The following is a 23,156-nucleotide window of genomic DNA, read 5'->3' as shown; positions in this document are numbered from 1 at the left end:
AGATTATAAAAAATATCAGCTATGGTTAATTACAAAGACTTAGGACTGGTTAACACCAGAGAGATGTTCAAGAAAGCAATGGAAGGCAAATACGCCATCCCGGCTTTCAATTTCAACAATATGGAACAGATGCAAGCCATCATCGGAGCTTGCGTAGAAACCAAATCACCGGTAATCTTACAAGTCTCCAGCGGAGCTCGAAAATATGCCAATCAAACCATCTTGCGTTACATGGCACAAGGGGCTGTTGAATATGCAAAAGAATTGGGATGCAATATACCTATTGCCCTTCATTTAGATCATGGTGACACCTTTGAATTATGTAAATCTTGTATTGAAATGGGCTTTTCTTCTGTCATGATTGACGGTTCGGCCCTTCCGTACGAAGAAAATATCGCTCTAACGAAGAAAGTGGTAGACTATGCTCACCAATTCGACGTAACCGTTGAGGGAGAATTAGGGGTTTTAGCCGGAATCGAAGACGACGTGAAAGCAGCTGAACACGTCTATACCAGTCCTGCACAGGTAGAAGATTTCGTGAAAAGAACAGGGGTGGATTCATTGGCTATCTCTATCGGAACTTCCCACGGAGCCAACAAATTCAAACCGGAACAATGTACCCGGAATGCTGAGGGAATTTTGATTCCGCCTCCTTTACGCTTTGATATCCTCGAGGAGATTGAAAAAAGGATTCCGGGATTCCCGATCGTACTTCACGGCTCTTCTTCAGTTCCTCAAGACAAGGTCGCCATTATCAACAAATACGGGGGAGCCGTAAAAGATGCCGTAGGCATTCCGGAAGAACAATTACGTAAAGCAGCGACATCAGCCGTTTGCAAAATCAACATCGATTCCGACGGACGTTTGGCAATGACAGCCGCTATTCGTGAAGTATTTGCCCAGAAACCGGCAGAATTCGATCCGCGTAAATACCTCGGCCCCGCACGCGAATCATTAAAGGAATTATATAAACACAAAACAGTTAACGTGTTAGGAAGCGCAAACCGCGTTGATTGCTGATTCTATCGCATCATAAAAAAGGGACTCCGAGGTCCCTTTTTTATATTTTTTATATTCAACTGATTCACTTTCCAATAAAATGCATTACCTTTGCGCCCTATTTGGAACAATACCATAAAGGAGCAAAATGCAGAAAATTAGAAACATTGCGATTATCGCACATGTCGATCACGGGAAAACGACACTGGTCGACAAAATGATTTACCAAGGAAATTTATTCAGAGAAACAGAAAACAAAGGCGATCTATTGCTCGATAATAATGATCTGGAAAGAGAACGAGGGATTACCATATTGGCTAAAAACGTATCCGTTCATTACAAAGACTATAAGATCAATATCATTGACACACCGGGTCATGCTGATTTCGGTGGAGAGGTCGAACGCGTTCTGAATATGGCCGACGGTGTTCTCCTATTGGTAGATGCCTTCGAGGGGACTATGCCTCAAACCCGTTTCGTTCTTCAAAAAGCTCTTGCTTTAGGTAAAAAACCCATCGTGGTAGTCAATAAAGTAGACAAGACCAATTGCAGACCGGATTTTGTTTATGAACAGGTATTTGATCTTATGTTCTCTTTGGACGCTACCGAAGAGCAACTCGATTTCACCGTTGTTTACGGTAGTGCCAAACAAGGTTGGATGTCAACGGATTGGCATAAGCCGACAACTGATATTACCCCGTTATTAGACGCTATCATCAAAGATATTCCTGCTCCTAAAATACAGGAAGGAACTCCACAAATGTTAATTACTTCCCTGGAGTACTCCTCTTACGTGGGACGTATTGCCATCGGGAAACTAACCCGCGGCAAGCTAAAATCCGGAATGGCCGTAACGTTATGTAAGCGGGACGGGGAAACGCTAGTAAAATCCAGAATCAAAGATTTAATGATATTCGAGGGGATGGGGAAACAAAAAGTGGAAGAAGTAGAATGCGGCGAGATCTGCGCGTTAGTGGGTATCGAAGGATTTGAGATCGGCGATACGATTGCGGATTTCGAGAATCCGGAAGCTCTCGCTCCCATTGCAATCGACGAGCCGACCATGAGTATGCTATTTACCATCAACGACTCTCCCTTCTTCGGAAGAGACGGTAAGTACGTAACTTCCCGCCATATCAAGGAACGCTTGGACCGGGAACTGGAAAAGAATCTTGCTTTACGGGTACAACCCGGATTAACAGCCGATTCATTTGTCGTATTCGGACGGGGAGTATTACACCTGAGCGTTCTTATCGAGACCATGCGCCGGGAAGGTTACGAGTTGCAAGTAGGACAACCCAAAGTAATCATAAAAGAGATCAACGGCGTCAAATGCGAACCCGTCGAAGAGTTAACGATCGATTTACCGGAGGAACTTTCAGGAAAAGCGATTGAAATGGTTAACCGTCGAAAAGGTACCATGACCAACATGGAACACCGTAATGAACGAGTTCATCTCACATTCGATATCCCTTCAAGGGGAATCATCGGTCTAAGAAGCAATTTACTGACAGCGACGGCCGGTGAAGCCGTTATGGCCCACCGCCTGAAAGGCTTCGAACCTTATATGGGAGAAATCGAAATGCGTACCAACGGCTCTCTTATCGCCATGGAAGCCGGAGATACTTTCGCTTACGCGATCAATAAATTGCAAGACCGCGGACGTTTTTTCATCGATCCGGGTGAAGAAGTATATGCCGGACAAGTTATCGGCGAAAGTACTCGCCAGGACGATATCGTTATCAACGTCTGCAAATCCAAGAAACTGACCAATATGCGAGCCAGTGGCTCCGATGATAAAGTAAACATCGCCCCTGCCGTAAAATTTAGTTTGGAAGAAGCTCTTGAATATATTCAGGAAGACGAATACGTGGAGGTCACTCCCAAGTCTATGCGCCTTCGCAAAATCATTCTTGACGAGACAGAACGAAAAAGAAAAAATAAAGCTGCCGCTACTGCAGAGTAATTTAATCTTTGTAAGATATAAACAACGCTGATCAAAATGAAATTGATCAGCGTTGTTTTTTATCACTCATACAATTAAGAACAGACACTCTATTTAAAAAATTATTATTACTTTTAATCTTTCAAAATATATACTATATCGTACACGTAATGAAATATATCCTTCTATTATGCATGATCGGCTTATTGCTGGCCTGCAAGGAAAAAAAACAGATCGATTTTATCGGTTACGCCCACCAGATGGCCAATGGAAAGTGGGGGTTTATTAACGAAACGGGAGAAGAAATCGTAGCTTATAAATTCGATGGGGCAAAAGACTTTAAGGAGGGGGTCGCTGTCGTCAGGATGGGCAATGCCTACGGATTCATCAACACAAAAGGAAAAATCGCGGTCCCGTTAAAATACGAACAGGCAGAAAGTTTCCAAAACGGCTTGGCTGTTGTTACTCTAAACGCCAAAAAAGGAATTATCAATCAAAAAGGAGAGCATGTCGTGGATTGCCTCTATGACGAACTTCATGTCTTTCCGGAAGAAGGGATTGCCAAAGCCAGAAAAGAAAATAAATACGGCTACATCAACCTTTCCGGAAAAGAAATAATTCCTTTCCATTACGACGAGATTTTTGCTTTCGATTCCACAGGCATAGCTCTTGTTAAACAAAATGGAAAATTCGGGTACATTTCTCGAGACGGAAAAGAGATCCTCCCTTGTCTGTACGACGATATTCAAAAATTCGGGGCCCATCTTTACTCCGTTACAAACGATAGTCTGTCCGGCTTTATCAATCTCCAAAAACAGATGGTAACGCCTTGCAAATACCAATCGGCCACCTTTTGTGATGCCGACGGAGAATTATACAACGGAGAGATCATTCGGGTAGAAGCAGAAGGGAAATTCGGATTAATCGACGCTTACGGTAATACAATATGCGAAACCACGTACGACCGAATTGATGATTTTGGAGAGAGAGGTCTCGCTCTTGTTGTCAAGGATAACTTGTACGGTTATATCGACAAAAAAGGGAAAGAGGTCTTTCTTCCCCGGTATGAAGAGCTGGAATATTTCACACCAAACGTGTATAAAATAAAAAAAGAGAGAAAATTCGGATTAATCGACAGTTTGCAGAACGAAATCACATCCTGTATCTACGACGCCATCGGAAAAATGAGCGACCGTCTATTTCGGATTTACAAAGACGACGCTTTGGGCTTATTGGACGAAAACGGGGACATCGCCCTTCCCTCCGTGTACAAAGATATATACTGGTTTGATAAAGAGCGGCAATTCATTCTTGTGCTAAACCAAGACAATCAGGTAGGTCTGTTAAACGATAAAGGAGCTCCCCTTACCCGTTGTATCTATTCCCATATAGAACCGTTTAATTCCATGGGTTATGCTTTAGTCCGTGCCCAAGGGAAAGAGGGATATGTCAACAAAAAAGGGAAAGAGGTCGTACCTTGTATCTACTCTTACGTCTATCCCGTCTCGGAAGATCAGACCGTACAAGTAAGAAACGATAAAGGGGTAACTATCCGGCTCAGCGTCAACAACTGAACTTCATATCGAAATTCATATCTTTTATTAAAAATAATTCGTACATTTAACGACGTAAAAGAATTTTTTATGAAAAAAGAGGACGAATCTCCCAGCAACGCAATACTCCATTGTCAAAAAAAATTACAACGGATACGGGCTTTCATTTATATCCTCATATTAATTGCAATCGTACGAATAGCAATGATGGATTTCAACGGAGTCAGTACTCGAATATGTATCGACGTAGCCATCATGTTATTCATTATCGGCCTGGCTTTAGTTTGCGAAAAGAAGGCACGCCGAAAACTCAAACAAGCCATACGCCATACCGAAGAAGAGGAAGAAAGATGCTAAACGACCTCCACGATCGTACGGCTGCCATACGTGATATCATTTGAAAATGCCTGATTAAAATTATAAACACCAGCATAAATCAACACAGCTTGAATCGTTCCCCCGTGAGCAAAAATACAAACCTCCCGAAAAGGTTTCTTTCTCAACTCATCCAAAAAGGCAGAAACCCTATTGTATTGATCCAGAAAACTTTCTCCTCCTACGGGCTGGACATTTAACCAATTATCATACCACTCCTGTAACTTGGGATCCTTAATTTCCTCCCATCGTTTTCCTTCCCAGTATCCGAAATTCAACTCTTTTAAACGATCATCCAGTACTGGATCTGGAAAACCGCAATAGGCAGCTAATTTCGTACACCGTTGCAAAGGACTCGAGAACACCGCATCGAATCGCTTTCCCACTAAACCGTCCTTCACCTTCTCCGCCTCTTCCGGAAATGTTTCCGCTACATCTACATCGCTATTCCCGTAGCAAGTCCCGGCAGGAACTTCTACCCGGGTATGCCTGATCAATGTCAACTTCATCGGCTTATCATGATTTAAATTTAACTTTCGTAATAAAAGGGAAATGCAAAGCGTGAAGCTGTATCAATCCGATACGCTCCAATACACAACGTTTCAAAGGATCCTTTATTTTTTGAATATCTTCCGTCTTCTTCAGTTCCTTGCAATCATCCCATAGAATGGTATAAAAATAATCCTCATCCGAATGATAAAATCGTACCGGAGCCCCCTCTTCTCCTACCCAATAAATTCCCTTTTGCTTACGGTTGGGATACAAAAAATAATAGGCTTCGGCACGAGGGCCCGCAACGGAAAAATAAAATTCTTTTGAGGTCGCCTTAAAATAGATCGGCATTTTAAAATAATCCGCCTGCAAATAATATTGTATCTGCGATTTACCCTCCTTCAGCGGAGAAAAGGCATATCCGGCAGGGATTGTCCGTTTTCCAAAATCAATTTTAAACTCTTTTTCCAATTTTCCCTCTTTTACTCTATAATAAAAATGATCTCCTCCCTGTGTACGGATATAATAAGACCGATCATAAGAAGGAGAAATCAGGAAGAAAGGAATCGTATAGTCTGCACGAGACAGATAGCTTCCTGTCTTTTTCCCCTTTTTATCAAATGACACTAACTGATCGAATGGCTTCGAAAAACTATCCTCATCCAACATACAAAAATAGAGAAAAAAACCACCGTCCGTCGACGGAGCAATCTCATAAGCATCTCCCGCCTCCGAATATTCCGGATGAATACTTTCCAACCAATGACCATCGGTCAGATCGTACAATTGTACATCCCCCTTCCAATCCAATGCCAACAACACATTTTTATCAAAATCCAATGCCACATCCCGAATAGTTCCGCAATTGCCCTCCTTCGGCATACACTCTCTTCCAATAGTAAACAAATATTTACCGGAAGCATCGAAAAAAGCGATATTACGATTATCCCACAAAATAATATTCTCCCCCGGCACAAGCAAAATTTTACGGCTCCAAACTGTAATTCCCTCCACTTTATCCAACGGTATCACCTCCACTCGCTCTATCCACTTATTCAAATCGGTTACTCTCTCACATTGCTCTAAAGGCCTCAATACCCGTACATGTTCCTCTTTTCGGGCTGAAACAAAACCATCTTCTCCTCCCCAGATCAGGAAGCTTAAAATTATAAGAATAGTTTTCATATCACCGTTTTTTTATAAAGCAAATATAGGAAAAGAATTTATTGATAGCATTATATAGAATTAAAATAAATCGTCTAAAATTTTGTTTATAAAATTACAGTCGATACTTCGTCCTTCCATATTTAATCACTAAAGCGTACGAACATGAAAAGTTTAATTTTAAGATTATTTTTATCCTCCTTTCTGCTTATAGAAGGAGATATCCCCTGGGTCAACACCACGCTTCTCAACCTCCTTCAGAACCTATTTGTCATCTTTACGATCAGCGGGTTCTACAAGAGATCGACAGCCCAAAACCTCGAGGTTCATCCCGCCGGGAATAGCGAGTGGTTACTCGGAAAAACGTTAGGCGTTATAAAGGTCCTGTTTATTTTTTATTTAGCGTCCATCGGTATCACCTGTATCGTAATAGAAGAGCCACAATTGTTATATAAAATACTTGCTCGATCAATAATACCGAAGCCCCGCAACAATCTCCGGTATATCCTCCGATCTTGAATTTCAGAAAAAAACGCAACCCGCATGCCATCATTAAAGCAGGGAAAACTGCACACCATAAATAAGCGTCCAAAAAAAGAAAGGGTATTAAAACAAGAAAACCGACCCCTACAAAAAGAAAGAGCTTAACCTTATTATATAATAAATGTATTTTACTCTCTTCTACCTTTCGAACATAGGAAAGCGTATTGATCATTCCGGCCGCACAAAATTTAGAAAAACAATCCGCACTCAAAATAATGGCAAATAACACGGAAGTCTCCACTCCCGATTCCCCGATGGCAAACAACAAACTATAATAGAGCAGAAAATAGAGAATCAACCCGATGGTTCCGTAACATCCGATACGCGAATCCTTCATAATAGCTAAAATTTTCTCTTTGGTGGTTCCCCCGCCGAACCCATCAAAAAAGTCAGCCAAACCATCTTCATGTAAAGCTCCGGTTAGTAAAACACGGGCAATGATTGCCAATACGCAGGCAATCCCCACCGGTAACACGAACGAAGCTAACCAAAAAGTTCCGGCCGTAACAAAACCGGTTAAAAAACCGACCACAGGCCAATACCGTATGGCCTCCTCAAAATAACGTTTATCCACACTTACCCAATGCCACAACGGCAATCGGGTAAACATCATCATCGCCGCCAATAAACCTTTCATAGTATTGTAAATTGCAGATTATAAATCAACTGGATGGGAGTCAGAAAGATTAAGTGATCGAGAGATTAAGTAATTCAGAGATTAAATTCAATCGCTTGATCCTTATAATCATCGAATCTTTCAAACTAAAAATATTTCGTTACCTCGGCCTGTTTAAATGAAGCCATTTCATTAATCATACGCACAGCTGATTCCAATAGCGGATAGGCACAAATAGCTCCGGTCCCTTCGCCCAAGCGTAATCCTAAGTTCAACAACGGCTTAGCTTCCAAATAATCCAATAATAATTTATGTCCCGTTTCATCTCCCTGGTGTCCGTATACGCAATAATCCGTTACTGCCGGACAACATTTTCTTGCTGCCAGCACGCAATTAGTCATGATAAATCCATCCACGATAATAACCATTCCCAACTCCGCGGCACGTAACATTCCCCCGACAGCAGCAACCATCTCGAATCCCCCGAAATAACGTAAAATATCTTCTGTCGATCCGTCCCCGGTATAATTTTCCATGGAAGCCTTCAATACCTCATACTTATGTTTAATACCATCACTTGCCAAACCGCTTCCGGCTCCCACGCATTGTTTTAAATCGATCCCGGTGAAATAGGACATCCAAACGGAAGAAGGCGACGTATTAGCTATTCCCATCTCTCCAAAACTCACCACATTGGTTCCTTCCGCGTAAACCATATCCACGATCTCTGCTCCGATTTCAATAGCCCGCTCAAACTCCTCCTCACTCATTGCCGCCTCGTAACGAAAGTTAGAAGTTCCTTTCCTGATCTTTCGATCGATCAAACCCTCCAATACGCCAAAATCCCCGTTCACGCCACAATCTACCAATTTAAGGCCGAAATGATGCTGACGAGCGAACATATTCACGCCTGCACCGCCTTTGATGAAATTATAAATCATCTGTCGGGTTACTTCCGGTGCTGAAAAGCTAACGCCCTCTTTAACAATCCCATGATCGGCGGCATAGATAATATTTTGCGGCTTCCTCAATTCCGGCGAAAGCGTTTGTTGAATCGTCCCCAATTGTATGGCCAACCCTTCCAATCGTCCCAAAGAGCCCTTGGGTTTTGTTAAATTATTGATTTTATCCATCAAAACAGGCACTATGGCCTTATCTGTTTCTTTTATTACAAACGCTCTCATTTTATCGTATCGATTTTAGATTATAAACTGAAACTTCATCCTTTAATTTTTACTTCAATACCCGAAACCATCAGTATCACCTCGTCTGCCCGCGAAGCTACATACTGATTTACCCAACCCTGCAAGTCGGTAAAACGACGTTGTACCGGATCCACGGCTATTCCCCCCATACCGATCTCGTTCGTTACAAAAATAAACGTCCCCTCCTGCGCCGTAAAGCGATCGAATTCACACTGAATGTCTCTTAAAGATTTCTCAATATCGGAATCATTATCGAAAAAGAAATTCGTACTCCACAAAGTAATACAATCGATTACCACAACACGCCCCCTCACATCGCATTCCGATATATACTTCTCTTCTTCGATATTAGTCCACTGGGGACCGCGATCCTGTTGATGCCTCCTTACCCGTTCTTGGAACTCTTCATCCCAAACGCGTGAAGTGGCCAAATAAACCGGATGATCCGATAACTCCAACGCCAAACGCTGAGCATAATCGCTTTTGCCGGATCGCTGTCCTCCGGTGATCAAAATTATTTTTCTTTTCATCATAACGGCAAATTTCTCTGTTTTTTAACGAAATACAAAGGAATCGCACAAAAAAAACGAGGTTGTACTATAAGAAAACAAACGATCCCGTTTACAATTGATTTCTCACTGAAAAAAACAACCGTATCAGCACCTTTCATTTCAATAGAACCACAGCCAATTGTGAGCCACAAGCATCAATCGAACCTTCCAGCAATACAATCGCCGATTTCTCACGCCTATCAACCGAAAGAGTTGTTTTTTTATGCTTTGATAATCTCTATTTTTAGATCCCATTCATTCATATGGCACATTTCCCTATTCGTAATACGGTAAAAAGCCTTTCGGTCCTTGTAATTTATAATAAAGCAAAAAAAAATAAACCACCATCCTATACCGACCCCGCTTCCGGCGAACCTTCCATTTTAAAGAATAAATCATTATAGATTAATAATATATCCTGAGATTGATATCCCGAATACTCGTTCTCCTAATTCTTATTCCCGGGAATATTTCAATTTTAACAGTACTATGTATTGCATGCTACTATTTTTTATTTATATATTTGTACCGTACTAAAAATAAATTACAAAAAACAAAACCTGCAATTATGGAAACGCCCAATCTAAAAACAGCCATAACTTACGAGAGCAAGTTAGTAAAAAGAAACTGGTTATTTTACCTCTTTGTCCTCGGGGCATTGGGGTTTATATTAGGTGACACCCTCCTGGATATCATTGATTATGAATATATCCCATGGCGTAAATTTATATTCGCGTCTTCTTTTCCTTTATACGGATATTACTTTTTGAACCTCTTCCAACCGATAATCGTCACATTTATCGTCTGCGACATCCATAGGAAGCGGAAAAAAGCCGAAACCCGGGAAGTGCTTTCTGCACGGCCCATCGGTAACGGGCAATCCTTTCTCGGGGAATTTTTGGGTATTCTTATCCCGTTCCTCACTATAGATGTCATCTTTATGATCATCTCCATGATTATCCACCTATTTGTACCGGATTCCCCCGTCAATATAGGAATATATCTTTTCTATCTTTTCACGCACGTGCTGCCCACGCTTGTTTTTATTACCGGGTTATCCTTATTGGTAAACAGGTTAGTCAGGCACTCCTTGGTCAGCTGGCTTATCCTGATCGCTTTTCTTTATTTCGCGTATACTTACCTGACGACGCCTCTTCACGGGATATTCGATTTCCGGGGAAGTTCGCTTCCGAACTCTTTTTCCACCTTAATCGGGTTCATGCACATGGAGAATTACCTGCTCCAGCGAGGTACCATCCTGTTATTGGGTATAAGCCTGCTCTATTTCGCCGTTTTAGCCATGAAGAGATATCCCAATGTCGCCGGCCTGAAACGCTATTTAACGGTTCCCGCTTTCTTGTGCTTCGTACTTGCCGTGGGGCTCGGCGTTATATACGTTACCAACTTCCAAAGCCGTTTGAAAAACAGGATCGGGGTTCGCGAAGCCTTCGTGAAATACAATGAATACCCCAGAGCACGCGTGAGCGAGCACGATATCACCTATCGACCCGGGGGAGATAAATTCTCGGCAACAAGCCGGATGAAAATCCAAAACCGGAAAAAAACAGCCATGGAGCAGCTTCTGCTCTTCTTAAACCCGGGATTAAAGATCGACAAGATCGAATCCGGGGGACAAAACCTTCCCTTTCACAGGGATAGGCAGGTGATCGTCATCGAGCGTCCCCTGGCTCCCGGGGAAAACATCGAGATTGAGATCACGTACGGGGGAACGATCGACGAGGATACTTACCAAATTAACATTCCGGATAATAAATTCTTTTCTACCGTCACGTATGGTTTTGATAACGAAAATTACGGCAGGCACACGGCTTTTGTCTCGGGTAAATACACCTTACTGGTGCCGCAAGTGATGTGGTACCCGACAGCGGTTGCCCCTGTCGAGTTACAAGCATCCAAAGAGACCGATTTCACGGATTATACCCTCCATGTCAAAAACCCGGGCGAGATGACCGTCTTATCGCAAGGCGAACCGACAAGAGAGGGCGATAACGTCACGTTCAACAATTTACAAAACCTGACCGGGTTAACCCTCTGTATCGGGAATTACGAGAAAAGGGCCATCACCGTCGATTCCCTTACCGTCGAGTTTTACACCTACCCGAGAAACGATTTCTATCTGAAATATTTCGACGAATGGGAGGACCTGAAAAAAGACAATCCTGACCGGGAGAAAAATTTAAAAAAGATATTTAATCAATGCAGAAGTAAAATCGAACACGGCAAACCTAACCCTTATCCCTTTAACTATTTCAAACTGATTGAAGTTCCTTCCTCCTTTCTCAACAGAAGTCCGTTCAGCGACAACATTCAACCGGAAATCGTGCTTTTTCAGGAACGATTGTGTGAATGGGAGTATACACATCCCGGTACTTTTACTCCCAAGAGGGATCAGAGCGTGCAGAATTATATGCTGGACTACAAGATTCCCTTTTACCTGGACCAAATGCGCATAAATCGCATTTTCGCAGATTATACCAGCAGTATCACCTCCGACAGATATCAGGGGATAGATGCCATATTCAAGCAAATAATCAACCCGAAAGTATCTGAGCAAAATATGAATCCCAAAACGATAAACCGTATTGCGGAAAAAGGATTGAAAGGGATCATGGCCGAAGAATACAGCGAGGAACAACGCCTCGTCATTTCTACAAAAGTTTCGCATTTACTAAGTTATCTCTCGACAATTACCACCTGGGACTCCCTAAACCGCTTCACGCGGGAATTTAACGAGCGTACCCGCTTCCGGGAAATTGACTTCGACTCGTTCTTAGAGGAATTCGAGCAACGTTTCGGGCAGGACATCAAGGGGTATATGGACGAGTGGTACACGAGTCGCCGGATTCCCCTGTTAACGATAAAAGATCTGTCCCGCAAAACGACAGAAAAGACACAAGTCATCGACTTTATGGTAAGCAATTCCAGCGAAACGGACGGTATCGTCTCGATCATTAAGCTTGGTCAGTATGGTATCGGAGGTCAACCAATCGAAAACTGCCGGAATTACACCATCAAACCCGGAGAATACAAACGAATCGTCGTTCATGAAGACATAGAAGAAGAACTCCTGCTGACCACCAACTTCTCGGGTAATTTACCGAAAAGCATTTCATTCAGTAACAGTGAATCCCCCTTATCAGGCCCCGTACCGGAAGAAGGAGTCTCCTTTATCGAGAGGAATCGATTCACCCCCCCGGGGGAAATCATCGTTGACAACGAGGACGAGAACTTCCAACTGATCGATTCGGCAAACAATCGAAAACGATTAGCCGATCTGGTCAAAAAAGAAGATGCCCAAGAGTACACTTATTTAGAAAACTCGAAAGCTAACGCTTGGATTGTTACTTTATCGCAGGAATTCTACGGCAAACATATTCGTAGCGCTTTCACCAAAAAATCCGGCACGGGAAAATTCAAGGCCGTCTGGACAGCAAACCTCCCGGAAGCAGGGAAATACGAGATACTTATCCACCGGCCTCGTATTGTTGACGCTTGTGACGGGAAACTATGCACAGCCGACCACCCGGGGATGAAAAACTACTATACCGTCTACACCCCCAAGGGAAAAGAAGAAATCATCATAGAAAACCGAGAAGAAACTTCAGATTGGTTACCGGTTACATCCACCCTGTCGCCGGAAGAAGTCTGGGTATCCTTAGGCACGTTCACTTTACCGGCCGGAGAATCCCGTGTCGAGTTGGACGACCGGGGGGCTTCCGTTACGAATAAAATATTCGGTGAATATCTTCAACTGATAATAGCCGATGCCGTCAAATGGATACCGGTAAAATAATCAGAAATACAAGAGAGTATCATAAATCTAAAATTATTTTTTGACCTTATGGACTTTTCAAACCTGATGATTTTATGGACCTTACGGACTGGGATGATTCAACGATCAAGAGATGCCGTGACCAGTTTACAGTCTTATTTTTGCAGTCCTGAATTTCTATTTTCACTAAAATAGCCATCAGCCCCGCAAAATATAAAAACCAATCTTCGGTTACTATATAAACGAATTTAGATCAAAAAATTGAATCAGAAAGAAAAAGAGGCTGAATAACTTTTTGTTAAACAGCCTCACTTAAAACTATAAAACTCCTATTAAAATTTATAGGAAACTGAAACTTGATAATTTCTCGGAGTACCCTGTACCGGACTGGATGATTCGAAATACTCCTTATTAAATATATTATTTACATTACATGCTAACGTAATATGACTCTTTATCGTGTAAAATACACCTCCATCCATCAACCAAAGAGAGGGATAATACAATCGGGAAGTTACATCCCGGAAAATTTTGTCCCGGAAGTTTCCACTCAAATGAAAGGACAAAGCCTTAAATATCCCCGTCGGAACAGTATAATCGGCAAACACATAGAAAGTGGTCCGAGGTACTCCTGTCGTTCGCATGTTTTTTCCCGTCTGCTTATACTCGGGAAAAGCACTACTTTCCCGAATGGAGCGTATCCGATAATCCGACAAACATAAAGCTCCCCTCAAAGAAAAAGTAGGTAAAATCCTGGCTGTAACATCCATATCCAGAGTCTTCATATCGGCTCTACCGACCTGCGCATTAACCGTCATCTTGGTCACTTCCACGGTTCCATCCCCTTGCTCTTCTTCCACCTCACGGGTTCCCACGTTCGTAACCATATTGGTACGACGGATGTAAGAGAAATTAACGCTTGCATCCAACCACTCGTTAAAAGTATAACGAACTCCCGTCTCAAAAGAGTAATCCCGTTCGGGTTTGAAAATTTGATCCCCTTCTTTATCCGGATTAATCGAATTTCCGTTTTTATCCAAATAGATATTATTTACACGATATGTCGTCGTATTCGGAGTAAAGGCTGACCCGTGGGCAATATGAATCGATAATTCTGGGCGGGGGAAATAAACAGCTCCCACATGCCAGGTAAAAGCTGAGGCATGAAAATTCGCCCATTTTCCCATATCTTTTTTATCGTAATCGAACGATTTCCCGTCGATCGTCGGAAAATTGGCCATCATTCTTCTTTTGTAAAAATCCATACGCCCGGAAGCCATAAATTTCCATTTATCATTCAATTCAAACACATCACGGAAATAGATACCGTTTGTATACCATTTTCTCAAGTAAATGGAAGATACATTCTGTATCCAGTACCCTTGTACAAGTTCCGGATTTTTCACGGACAACATCACATCGGCTCCCGGACCGTAGGTATCTCCGTTATCCCAACCGCAATATTGTCGCATATCAAATAAGGACCAATTCCAACCGATAGCATAATGGTGTTTTGTAGAAGCTATTTCCGCATCTCCGGTTAACTCCAAGGTGTTGTTATAGGTATCGTGACGCGGAAAAAAACCGCTCGCCCCGAAACGACGCAAAGAATCTATATCCACATAAGTCGCTTCCCGAACCCCGTTTTTCTCCGTATAATATTTGTAATCCGCTCCTTCAAAGGGAGTTTTTGCACTTTTGTAAGAAAGGTTCCCCGCTCCGGAGGTCCGGTGATAACTGTGATCAAAAGCAAAAACTTCTTTTAACTTCAAACCATTCGTGAAAGTATAAACATAATCAAGTTTAATATTATATCCTTTCCGGCTATGCGAATCATTGGCAAAATCATTATAAACCTGTCCAAAATCGGCCGTCGGATGACGATCGCCCTTATGCATAACCACTTTATCGGTAGCCATATCCACCATATCGCCCGGCATATAAGGAGCGGCCCCCAATTCGACCGTATAATGGTCGTCTTCAAAACCAAAGGCGACATCCACTCTACTCTTGCCCAATGTTGCTCCCAATGCTGCCATTCCGGATAAACGCTGAGGAGACATACGACGCCACCCCCCAAAAGTAGCGTAATGCAAATTGGCCATGTACTCTACCGGTCCGATCAACTTACCGCCAAAACCTAAATTTACTTTTTTTACATCCCACCTTTCATAACTGAAACGGGCATTCGCCAAAAATTCGGGAGAGACTTTCTTACGCACGATATTGATAACACCTCCCATGGCTCCGTAACCGGCAAGGATGGCTGCAGGTCCGCGAAGCACTTCGATAGACTCCGCCGAAGCGAGATCCCCCAACGGAAAGGTATTGATGCTCTGCCTATCATCCCGAATACCGTCTACCATTAAAACGGCAGGCATATTGGAGCCTCCGACGTAAAAACGTCTCCATAAACCGCCCTGGTTGCCCAGTCGGACACCAGGCAGAAACCGAACGGCATCCACCCATTCGGTAATTCCTTTTCGTTCAAGCACTTTAGCAGACAATAAAGATACATTCAACGGAACGAATCTGAGAGGTACATTCAGTCCCATTAATTCCATTCTTTTCTTTTTTCCCAAGACTGTCGCTTCTTCAATATTAAAAATCGAATCCGTGATACTCTTTTTTTTCCTTTTGTCTTTATCTTCGGCCAAAAGAGAGCCGACACACACCAGTAACAATAATGTTAGTACAACAACTTTTTTCATAAAAACTATATATTAATAATGAATAAAGCATTATTAACATAGTTTAAGGGTACATGAGAAAAGGTATAAATTTATCTTTCTCCTCTCGCTTTTGTTCCCGAAAGCTATGGTCTACGTGTTTCGGCAGGTCTTCTGACTCGTTCCGAATTTTGCCGCCTTCCCGGTTTCAACCAGTGACATTGAAGTACAAAATTCTTTTACAGGAACTTACAGCTGCGGGTACAGTTCCGGACTCACACCGGATTCCCTATTTTGTTTCACCTCAAGAAAAGAGGTATTGCACCAAAACGGCACAAAAGTAATACAAATTTCTATATTAGAAACACTATTATCATTTTTTATTTCATGATATTTTTCCAGAAATAACATCATTTCAAAAAAAATTGTACATTTGCAGCGTTTTGGTGTTGTGTTATTATTCTAATTAACACACAAGAGGGAAACCGGTCTGAATCCGGTACAGTACCCGCTACTGTGATGCCCGCTTCTTCTGAAAAGAAGATATATGACGGATAAATTCTTACACCACTGTTCCAGCGAATACGAGGGAATGGGAAGGTATCTATCCGGGGCGAGTCAGGAGACCTACCGAAACCAATAGTCAACGCATATGCTCGGGGTTAAGGATAGCGTTACTGAAATGTTTTTCATCAAAAATGAAAAATTTTTACTATCAAGCCGTTATTGAATCGTTATCGAGCGATTCGATAAGAGTTCCGATGAATTCCTGGCGTGAGGTAAACAGCATATTTATAAAACTATAAACTAAAAAGATATGATTAAATTCTTTATTCACGTCCACCGGATTCTCGGACTTTTACTCTGTGTACTGTGTTTTTTATGGTGTATTTCCGGTATAGTATTGATTTATCACTCTTTTCCCCGAGTTGGTCCTGATAAACGTCTTCCCCGCCAGGAGGTTCTGGATACCTCCCGCCTGCCCGATATCAACGAAATATGGCAGCGCCTACCCAAAAACGCCTTGTCTAATAATTTAAATTTAAACAATCCTTTCGGCGAACCGGTTTTTCATTACGGTAGATGGCGTAATGTGAATGATGTTTATGTAGATAGTAATTACATACTTCCTTCTCCCATCTACGCTCTTTGTGAACAAAGAGCCAAATGCTGGTGTCCTGACCGTAAGATTACCGGAGTAGATACTCTTCACAAATTGGAAGTATGGATTCCTTTCGGACAATTGAAAAGAGACCTGCCCATCTACAAATTCTATTTTGACGGACCGGAACATTACCAACTTTATATCTCTTCCCGTACCGGAAATATTTTACAGTTCTCTTCCCGGGAACAACGTTTTTGGGCCTGGATCGGGGCCATTCCACATTGGTTATACATTACCTCCATCCGACAGGATATACAAAAATGGGATGCTCTTTTGTATTGGAGTTGCTTGCTCAGCCTTATCATGTGTATCAGCGGAATGTACCTCGGCATTCGTTCCTATTGGCTGACCCGCCGGAAAGGCTTCCTTCGTTCTCCCTATACAAAGCCGTGGTTCCGCTGGCATCACATCACCGGTTTCTTTTTCGGTATCTTTATCTGTACTTGGCTATTCAGTGCATGGGCGCCCATATCACCCACCTTTTCCAACTTATTCAACAAAAACAAAAAGGCAGGTAACGCATTCAGAAGCCGTCCTTCCATCCCGGCCGCTCCTCCTATCGAAAAATATAACCTGGATTACCGGAAGGCTATTGCCGAAGTATCAAAAACACATGGTCCGGTAAAAGAAATTACCTGGAGTAATTACCACGATATACCTCTTTACAAATTACGGACAGTGGAAGAAGAAATTATTCTGGATGCTTCCGTCGATACGATACGTCCTTTCCGGATCACCGAAAAGATGATCTACGCCGCCGTAAAAAAACTGACGGCCGATACGGTTCGCTACACCATCGTCAAAATGGAAGAGTACGATAACTATTACATCTCCCGTCGCAGAACCTTACCTCTACCTGTCTATAAAGTAACGTTGGATAATGAATCCGGAGATTGCTATTATTATAACTTAAAATCTTTTCAACCGCAACATTATGATAACAACGGACGCTGGAAACGCTGGGCCTTTCGGGGATTACACCGGTTGGATTTCAAATTTCTAATCGATCGTCCCGTACTATGGACAATCGTCATGTGGGGACTTTTACTCGGATGTGCCTTTGTCTCCGTGAGCGGGATTGTTTTATCCGTAAAATACATCATCAGATTGGTAAAAAGACGATAGTAACAAAAACTTGAATTTGTTTATTACCTTCGCGGAAGAGAATCAAAGAAGAGATGCCATGATAGAACTCATTCTTACCCGTCATGGGGAAACGTTAGAAAATCAACAACATATTTTGCAAGGGCAACTCCCGGGCACCCTCTCCCCGTCAGGTATTGAACAAGCAAGAAAGTTAGCCGAGAAATTAAAAAACGAAAGAGTAGAGGCCGTCCTATGCAGTGATCTGGCCAGAAGCCGGGAGACCGCCGAAGTAATCGCTTCATCTCACGAGTTGGAGCCTGAAGCGACCCCCCTGCTCCGGGAAATGGATTGGGGCGTATACACGGGACAACAATTGGACGATGTAAATTGGAGCGATTTACCGGATAGTGTCGAATCGGTAGATGAACTGTTCAACCGGGCTGCCGCTTTCATTCGGTATCTAAAGACATATCACGAGGGAAAACGAATCGTCGCCGTAGGCCACGGAGCCTTTAACCGAGCCATCGTCACATACCTGCAGGGGAAAAAAGCCATGGAGATGACCGAATTACCAATTATGGAAAATACGGCCTGCATTTTATTTCAGATTTTATAAACACACATTCTATCGACACTTACAGACATGAAAATATACACCAAAGGAGGAGATAAAGGAACAACAGGCATACACGGGGGAAAACGGGTCGACAAGGATGATCCTCGTATCGAGGCCAACGGGACCCTGGACGAATTGAACTCTTGTATCGGACTTATCCGGGCCCAAATCGGAGAAGGGCACGAGTGGCAGGAGATGCTCTGTTTCATTCAAAAATCCCTCATGACCGTTATGTCCCACGTGGCAACTCCTACCGCCTTACGTCCTCAAAATCCGAATCCGCTTCCCGAAGATTTAGATATTTATTGCGAGCAGGAAATAGACCGATGGCAATCGGCCATCCGACATCCCTCCTCACATTTTATTCTCCCGGGAGGAACACTCGTTTCCGCTCATTGTCATATGGCTCGCACCATCGCCCGACGAGCCGAAAGACGGTTATGGACATTAAACAAAGAAGAGGAGGTCACTCCGGTTATTCTTCGGTTTATCAATCGCTTATCGGATCTCTTTTTCACGCTGGCCCGCTATGAAATGGATTTACAAGGGACGGAAGAAGAACGTTGGCAATCTTTTCTATACAAGAAAAAATCTTAAACGACAATATTTGAAAATTTCATCTTACAAACCACTAAAATAAATTTACACCGCGCTATATTTGCATCGTGTTAAGCTGGCAAGTGAAATTTAAAATTTTCTATTTATGCGGTTAAAACCCATCATGTTCGTCGGAACCTGCTCCGATGCTGGAAAAAGTATCGTGAATGCCGCTTTTTGCCGCATTTTTAAACAAGACGGTTATTATCCGGCCCCGTTTAAAGCTCAAAACATGTCTCTCAATTCCTATTCCACTCCGGACGGATTGGAGATCGGACGTGCTCAAGCCGTACAAGCGGAAGCCTGCATGATTCCACCGCAGAGTGATATGAATCCCGTGTTGCTAAAACCGACGAACGAACAAAGTTCACAGGTCGTCTTAAACGGAAAGCCGATCGGCAATATGACGGCCAAAGAGTATTTTCTGGCGAACAACAAAGCGGAACTGTTCAATCAGGCCTACGCGGCTTACCAACGCCTCTCCCGGCGATACAACCCTATCGTGTTAGAAGGAGCGGGAAGCATATCCGAACTGAATCTGAAGAACCGGGATATTACCAATATGCGCATGGCTGTCCGCACGGGAGCCGCAACCTATCTCGTGGCCGACATAGACCGGGGGGGAGTATTCGCTTCGGTATACGGCTCTATCGCCTTACTCGATGAAGAGGAAAAGCGTCAGATCAAAGGCATCATTATAAACAAATTCAGGGGAGATGTCTCTCTTTTCGATGAAGGAAGAAAAATCATCCGCGATTTGACCCGTATTCCCGTGGTAGGAGTCATTCCCTATTTCCGGGATATCCATATAGAAGATGAAGATTCCGTGGCTCTCGAGAATAAAAATGACCGGGCTACGAAAGGAAAAATCAACGTGGCTATCATCCTGTTGAAACGCCTATCCAACTTTACGGATTTCAACATACTGGAACAAGATCCCAGATTTCATGCCTATTACACGAACAATACCCGGGAAATCGAAAAGGCCGATATCATTATCCTGCCGGGTTCTAAAAATACCATAGCCGACTTACAGGATATTCGTTCGAACGGAATTGCCGACGCCATACTTCAAGCCCACAAATCGGGGAAGAAAATCATCGGAATATGCGGAGGGTATCAAATGTTAGGATCCAGAATAGAAGATCCATTCCATATTGAAGGAGAGATCGATGCGATTCCCGGATTAAGTATTTTTCCGACAGTCACCGTGTTGGAGCCGGAAAAGATCACCCGCCAATGCAAATTTCAATTCAAAGGACTCGAAAAGGCCTGCGAAGGCTACGAGATTCATATGGGAGGAACGACTCTTCTGAACGATTCTCCGGCATCACCTTTAAATAAATTGAGCGACGGACGAGAAGACGGATACCTTCTCAATGATAAATGTTGGGGCACTTACCTACACGGTATATTAGACAACAGTATCGTTCTAAATGAGTTGGCGGAAGGATTGACCCCGATGGCTCCATCCGAATTCGATTATGCCGCCTACAAAAACAGGCAATACGATTTACTGGCCGATCACGTGAGGGCTGCCGTAGACTTAGCCTATATCTATTCCACTTTAAAAACAGATGAACGATGATACATGGACACGGAGATGATATATACAAGGCCGCCGGAGAGATAAAAGCGAACTTTTCCACGAATGTCTGGTACGAAACGGATATCAACCTATTGCAATCGGTTATCCTGCAACAAATGGATAAGATCCTCCATTATCCGGAACCCGATGCGGGATCTTTTGTGGAAATAATCGCCCGGCATTATGGAATCTCCTCCGAGAATGTAATTGCAGGCAACGGGGCAACCGAACTCTTCTACCTCATCGCTCATGCTTTTACGGGAGCCAATACTTGTTTGCCGATCCCCTCTTTTACAGAATACGAAGACGCCTGTTCGTTATATAAACACCGACTCGCTTTTATCCCTTTTTTTGAACGGGAATGTACTCCGGAAGAAATAGGAAAAATTTGTCCTGAACCGGAACTCATGTTTATCTGTAATCCGAATAATCCGGACGGACGAGTATGGGAACTCGACCAGATTCGGAATTTCCTCCGACATTACCCCCGAATGACACTTGTGGTGGATGAATCCTTTATAGATTTCGCCCCTTCTGCCTGTCCGGCAGAAGGTCTGCTGGAACAATTTCCGAATCTATTAGTAATCCACTCCATGACCAAGAATTTTGCCATTCCGGGACTCCGGTTAGGATACTTGTTAGGCAGCAAACAACTGATCTCCCGGATTAAAAAGTTCAAACAACCCTGGAGTATAAACGCTCTTGCCATCGAAGTCGGAAAATACCTCTTGGCACATGGAGAGGACTTACTCCCCGATACACAACATCTGTTACGCAGAAAGCAACCATTCGTGGCAGCCTTGCAACAGATTCCGGGATTTCGTCCCCAACCCTCCGAAACCTCCTTCTTTTTAGTCGAGACTGACTGGAATTCAACGGTTCTAAAACATATCCTCCTTGAAAGATACGGACTTCTGATCCGGGATGCCTCCAATTTCCGGGGACTAAACGACCACTATTTCCGGGTAAATACCCTGACCGATTTTAAAAACGGCCTGCTGATAGAGGCATTACAAGAACTCGGGGCCAACGAAAATTCTCGTACCAAAACAAAACCGTATTAAATCTTCCGACCATGTCTCTTCTACCTGCTTTGCTCCCTTTAATCTCCGGTTACATCCTGGACCTGCTTTTCGGAGATCCCCGCAAGCTTCCTCACCCCGTCGTGGCTTTCGGAAACCTAATCAACTGGTGCGAACGTCATTTGAATCAAGGAAATTATCGAAAAACCAAGGGATGTTTAGTAGCTTTACTCCTACCGCTTTTCATATGGGGGATCGGTATAGGGATTTCAATCCTAACCTGGAAAATCTCACCTGTCTCCTATTATATCGTCGCTTCCGTATTCGTCTTCTACGGATTAGCCAACCACAGTCTGATCCAAGAAGGAAGAGAGGTCATAGATACGTTGGAAAAAAAAGGAGTGGAAGCCGGACGCAAACGTCTGTCCTGGATCGTGGGACGAGATACCTCTACACTTCCCCCGAAAAAAATATACACGGCGGTTTTGGAAACTATGGCCGAAAATTTAAGTGACGGCGTCGTTGCCCCGCTTTTCTTTTACGCGCTCGGCGGATTTCCCGCTATGCTGGCTTATAAAATGATCAATACCCTCGACTCCATGGTCGGTTACAAAGATCCCAAATACAAAGATTTCGGATGTTGTTCGGCTCGTATAGATGATATTTTCAATTATATCCCTGCCCGGATAACAGCCCTGTTTATTGCCATCGTCGGTTATCGGAAAGGAATCTTCAATTTTATCCGGCAATACGCTCGGCAGCATGCCAGTCCTAATTCCGGCTACCCGGAATCCGCAATGGCCGGAAGTTTGGATTGCCGATTCGGGGGACCCAACATCTACCACGGTATACTTGTCGATAAGCCATATATAGGGACCAACGATCGGGAACTCTCCCGCACGGACTTTCGTCGTGCCGCCCGCATCAACCAAATGGTTTGTTTGCTTACGCTCCTGATAATCTCTATTTGCTACACTATATTCGCTTACAACGCATAATTCTCGATCAGAAATACGACAAACGCCTTTTCGCTTCTGTTTTTTTCGACATATAATTCGTCCCGAATTTTATACTTGAACAATCTTCCTTTTTTTAACAATACCATGTATTATATAATAGTTTTTTTATTTATACCTTTGGGACGTACTAAAAATAAATTATAAAAAATAAACCTGCA

Annotated in this window: 17 protein-coding genes and 2 riboswitches; of the genes, 11 read left to right on the top strand and 6 right to left on the bottom strand. The window is 43.1% G+C overall.

Annotated elements, in window-relative coordinates:
* Positions 1 to 21 precede the first annotated feature (21 nt).
* The 4 genes from NVS78_RS04175 to NVS78_RS04160 all read left to right on the top strand — a co-directional run bounded on the left by NVS78_RS04175 (position 22) and on the right by NVS78_RS04160 (position 4,854).
* Positions 22 to 1,020, top strand: coding sequence for a class II fructose-bisphosphate aldolase (locus NVS78_RS04175; protein WP_286358062.1), 999 nt, complete (start codon positions 22 to 24; stop codon positions 1,018 to 1,020).
* Between the two features lie 127 nt (positions 1,021 to 1,147).
* A complete protein-coding gene (typA, locus tag NVS78_RS04170; RefSeq protein WP_286358061.1) occupies positions 1,148 to 2,965 on the top strand; it encodes a translational GTPase TypA in 1,818 nt (605 codons plus the stop codon).
* 149 nt (positions 2,966 to 3,114) lie between these two features.
* Positions 3,115 to 4,518, top strand: coding sequence for a WG repeat-containing protein (locus tag NVS78_RS04165; RefSeq protein ID WP_286358060.1), 1,404 nt, complete (start codon positions 3,115 to 3,117; stop codon positions 4,516 to 4,518).
* A gap of 69 nt (positions 4,519 to 4,587) precedes the next feature.
* Positions 4,588 to 4,854, top strand: coding sequence for a hypothetical protein (locus NVS78_RS04160; RefSeq protein WP_286358059.1), 267 nt, complete (start codon positions 4,588 to 4,590; stop codon positions 4,852 to 4,854).
* Here the strand turns inward: NVS78_RS04160 and cobC are convergent.
* From cobC to NVS78_RS04135, 5 genes are all read right to left on the bottom strand, one after another.
* Positions 4,851 to 5,381 (bottom strand): alpha-ribazole phosphatase, encoded by a 531-nt coding sequence (gene cobC, locus NVS78_RS04155; protein ID WP_286358058.1) that lies wholly within the window; start codon positions 5,379 to 5,381, stop codon positions 4,851 to 4,853. The two genes, NVS78_RS04160 and cobC, sit on opposite strands and share 4 nt — an antisense overlap.
* A gap of 7 nt (positions 5,382 to 5,388) precedes the next feature.
* Positions 5,389 to 6,549 (bottom strand): hypothetical protein, encoded by a 1,161-nt coding sequence (locus tag NVS78_RS04150; protein ID WP_286358057.1) that lies wholly within the window; start codon positions 6,547 to 6,549, stop codon positions 5,389 to 5,391.
* 394 nt (positions 6,550 to 6,943) lie between these two features.
* Positions 6,944 to 7,708, bottom strand: coding sequence for an adenosylcobinamide-GDP ribazoletransferase (locus NVS78_RS04145; protein ID WP_286358056.1), 765 nt, complete (start codon positions 7,706 to 7,708; stop codon positions 6,944 to 6,946).
* A 125-nt stretch (positions 7,709 to 7,833) separates the two neighbouring features.
* Positions 7,834 to 8,871 carry a nicotinate-nucleotide--dimethylbenzimidazole phosphoribosyltransferase gene (gene cobT, locus NVS78_RS04140; RefSeq protein WP_286358055.1) on the bottom strand — a complete coding sequence of 346 codons (1,038 nt, stop codon included), beginning with the start codon at positions 8,869 to 8,871 and terminating at the stop codon, positions 7,834 to 7,836.
* A gap of 35 nt (positions 8,872 to 8,906) precedes the next feature.
* Positions 8,907 to 9,422, bottom strand: coding sequence for a bifunctional adenosylcobinamide kinase/adenosylcobinamide-phosphate guanylyltransferase (locus NVS78_RS04135; RefSeq protein WP_286358054.1), 516 nt, complete (start codon positions 9,420 to 9,422; stop codon positions 8,907 to 8,909).
* 589 nt (positions 9,423 to 10,011) lie between these two features.
* Here NVS78_RS04135 and NVS78_RS04130 point away from each other — a divergent pair.
* Positions 10,012 to 13,257 carry a hypothetical protein gene (locus tag NVS78_RS04130; protein ID WP_286358053.1) on the top strand — a complete coding sequence of 1,082 codons (3,246 nt, stop codon included), beginning with the start codon at positions 10,012 to 10,014 and terminating at the stop codon, positions 13,255 to 13,257.
* 311 nt (positions 13,258 to 13,568) lie between these two features.
* Here the strand turns inward: NVS78_RS04130 and NVS78_RS04125 are convergent, their stop codons facing one another.
* Positions 13,569 to 15,947 (bottom strand): TonB-dependent receptor, encoded by a 2,379-nt coding sequence (locus NVS78_RS04125; RefSeq protein WP_286358052.1) that lies wholly within the window; start codon positions 15,945 to 15,947, stop codon positions 13,569 to 13,571.
* Positions 15,948 to 16,052: 105 nt separating this feature from the next.
* Positions 16,053 to 16,249: riboswitch (cobalamin riboswitch) on the bottom strand.
* An 83-nt stretch (positions 16,250 to 16,332) separates the two neighbouring features.
* Positions 16,333 to 16,554: riboswitch (cobalamin riboswitch) on the top strand.
* Positions 16,555 to 16,722: 168 nt separating this feature from the next.
* Between NVS78_RS04125 and NVS78_RS04120 the strand changes: the two genes are divergently transcribed.
* The 6 genes from NVS78_RS04120 (at position 16,723) to cbiB (ending at position 22,977) form a co-directional block, all read left to right on the top strand.
* Positions 16,723 to 18,195, top strand: coding sequence for a PepSY domain-containing protein (locus NVS78_RS04120; protein WP_286358051.1), 1,473 nt, complete (start codon positions 16,723 to 16,725; stop codon positions 18,193 to 18,195).
* 10 nt (positions 18,196 to 18,205) lie between these two features.
* Complete coding sequence (locus NVS78_RS04115) at positions 18,206 to 18,772, top strand: histidine phosphatase family protein (protein ID WP_353620711.1); 567 nt, start codon at positions 18,206 to 18,208, stop codon at positions 18,770 to 18,772.
* Between the two features lie 27 nt (positions 18,773 to 18,799).
* Complete coding sequence (locus tag NVS78_RS04110; RefSeq protein WP_286358050.1) at positions 18,800 to 19,369, top strand: cob(I)yrinic acid a,c-diamide adenosyltransferase; 570 nt, start codon at positions 18,800 to 18,802, stop codon at positions 19,367 to 19,369.
* A gap of 106 nt (positions 19,370 to 19,475) precedes the next feature.
* Positions 19,476 to 20,957, top strand: coding sequence for a cobyric acid synthase (locus NVS78_RS04105; protein ID WP_286358049.1), 1,482 nt, complete (start codon positions 19,476 to 19,478; stop codon positions 20,955 to 20,957).
* Positions 20,954 to 22,021 carry a pyridoxal phosphate-dependent aminotransferase gene (locus tag NVS78_RS04100; RefSeq protein WP_286358048.1) on the top strand — a complete coding sequence of 356 codons (1,068 nt, stop codon included), beginning with the start codon at positions 20,954 to 20,956 and terminating at the stop codon, positions 22,019 to 22,021. The genes NVS78_RS04105 and NVS78_RS04100 overlap by 4 nt, the downstream gene beginning before the upstream one ends.
* Before the next feature lie 11 nt (positions 22,022 to 22,032).
* The gene (cbiB, locus tag NVS78_RS04095; RefSeq protein WP_286358047.1) at positions 22,033 to 22,977 is read left to right on the top strand and encodes an adenosylcobinamide-phosphate synthase CbiB; all 945 of its coding nucleotides are present in this window, start codon (positions 22,033 to 22,035) and stop codon (positions 22,975 to 22,977) included.
* The last annotated feature ends 179 nt before the right edge of the window (positions 22,978 to 23,156 follow it).

The organism is Gabonibacter chumensis (assembly GCF_024741215.1).
Classification (GTDB): Bacteria; Bacteroidota; Bacteroidia; order Bacteroidales; family Marinifilaceae; genus Gabonibacter; species Gabonibacter massiliensis.
This window is presented reverse-complemented; position numbering and strand designations above follow the sequence as displayed.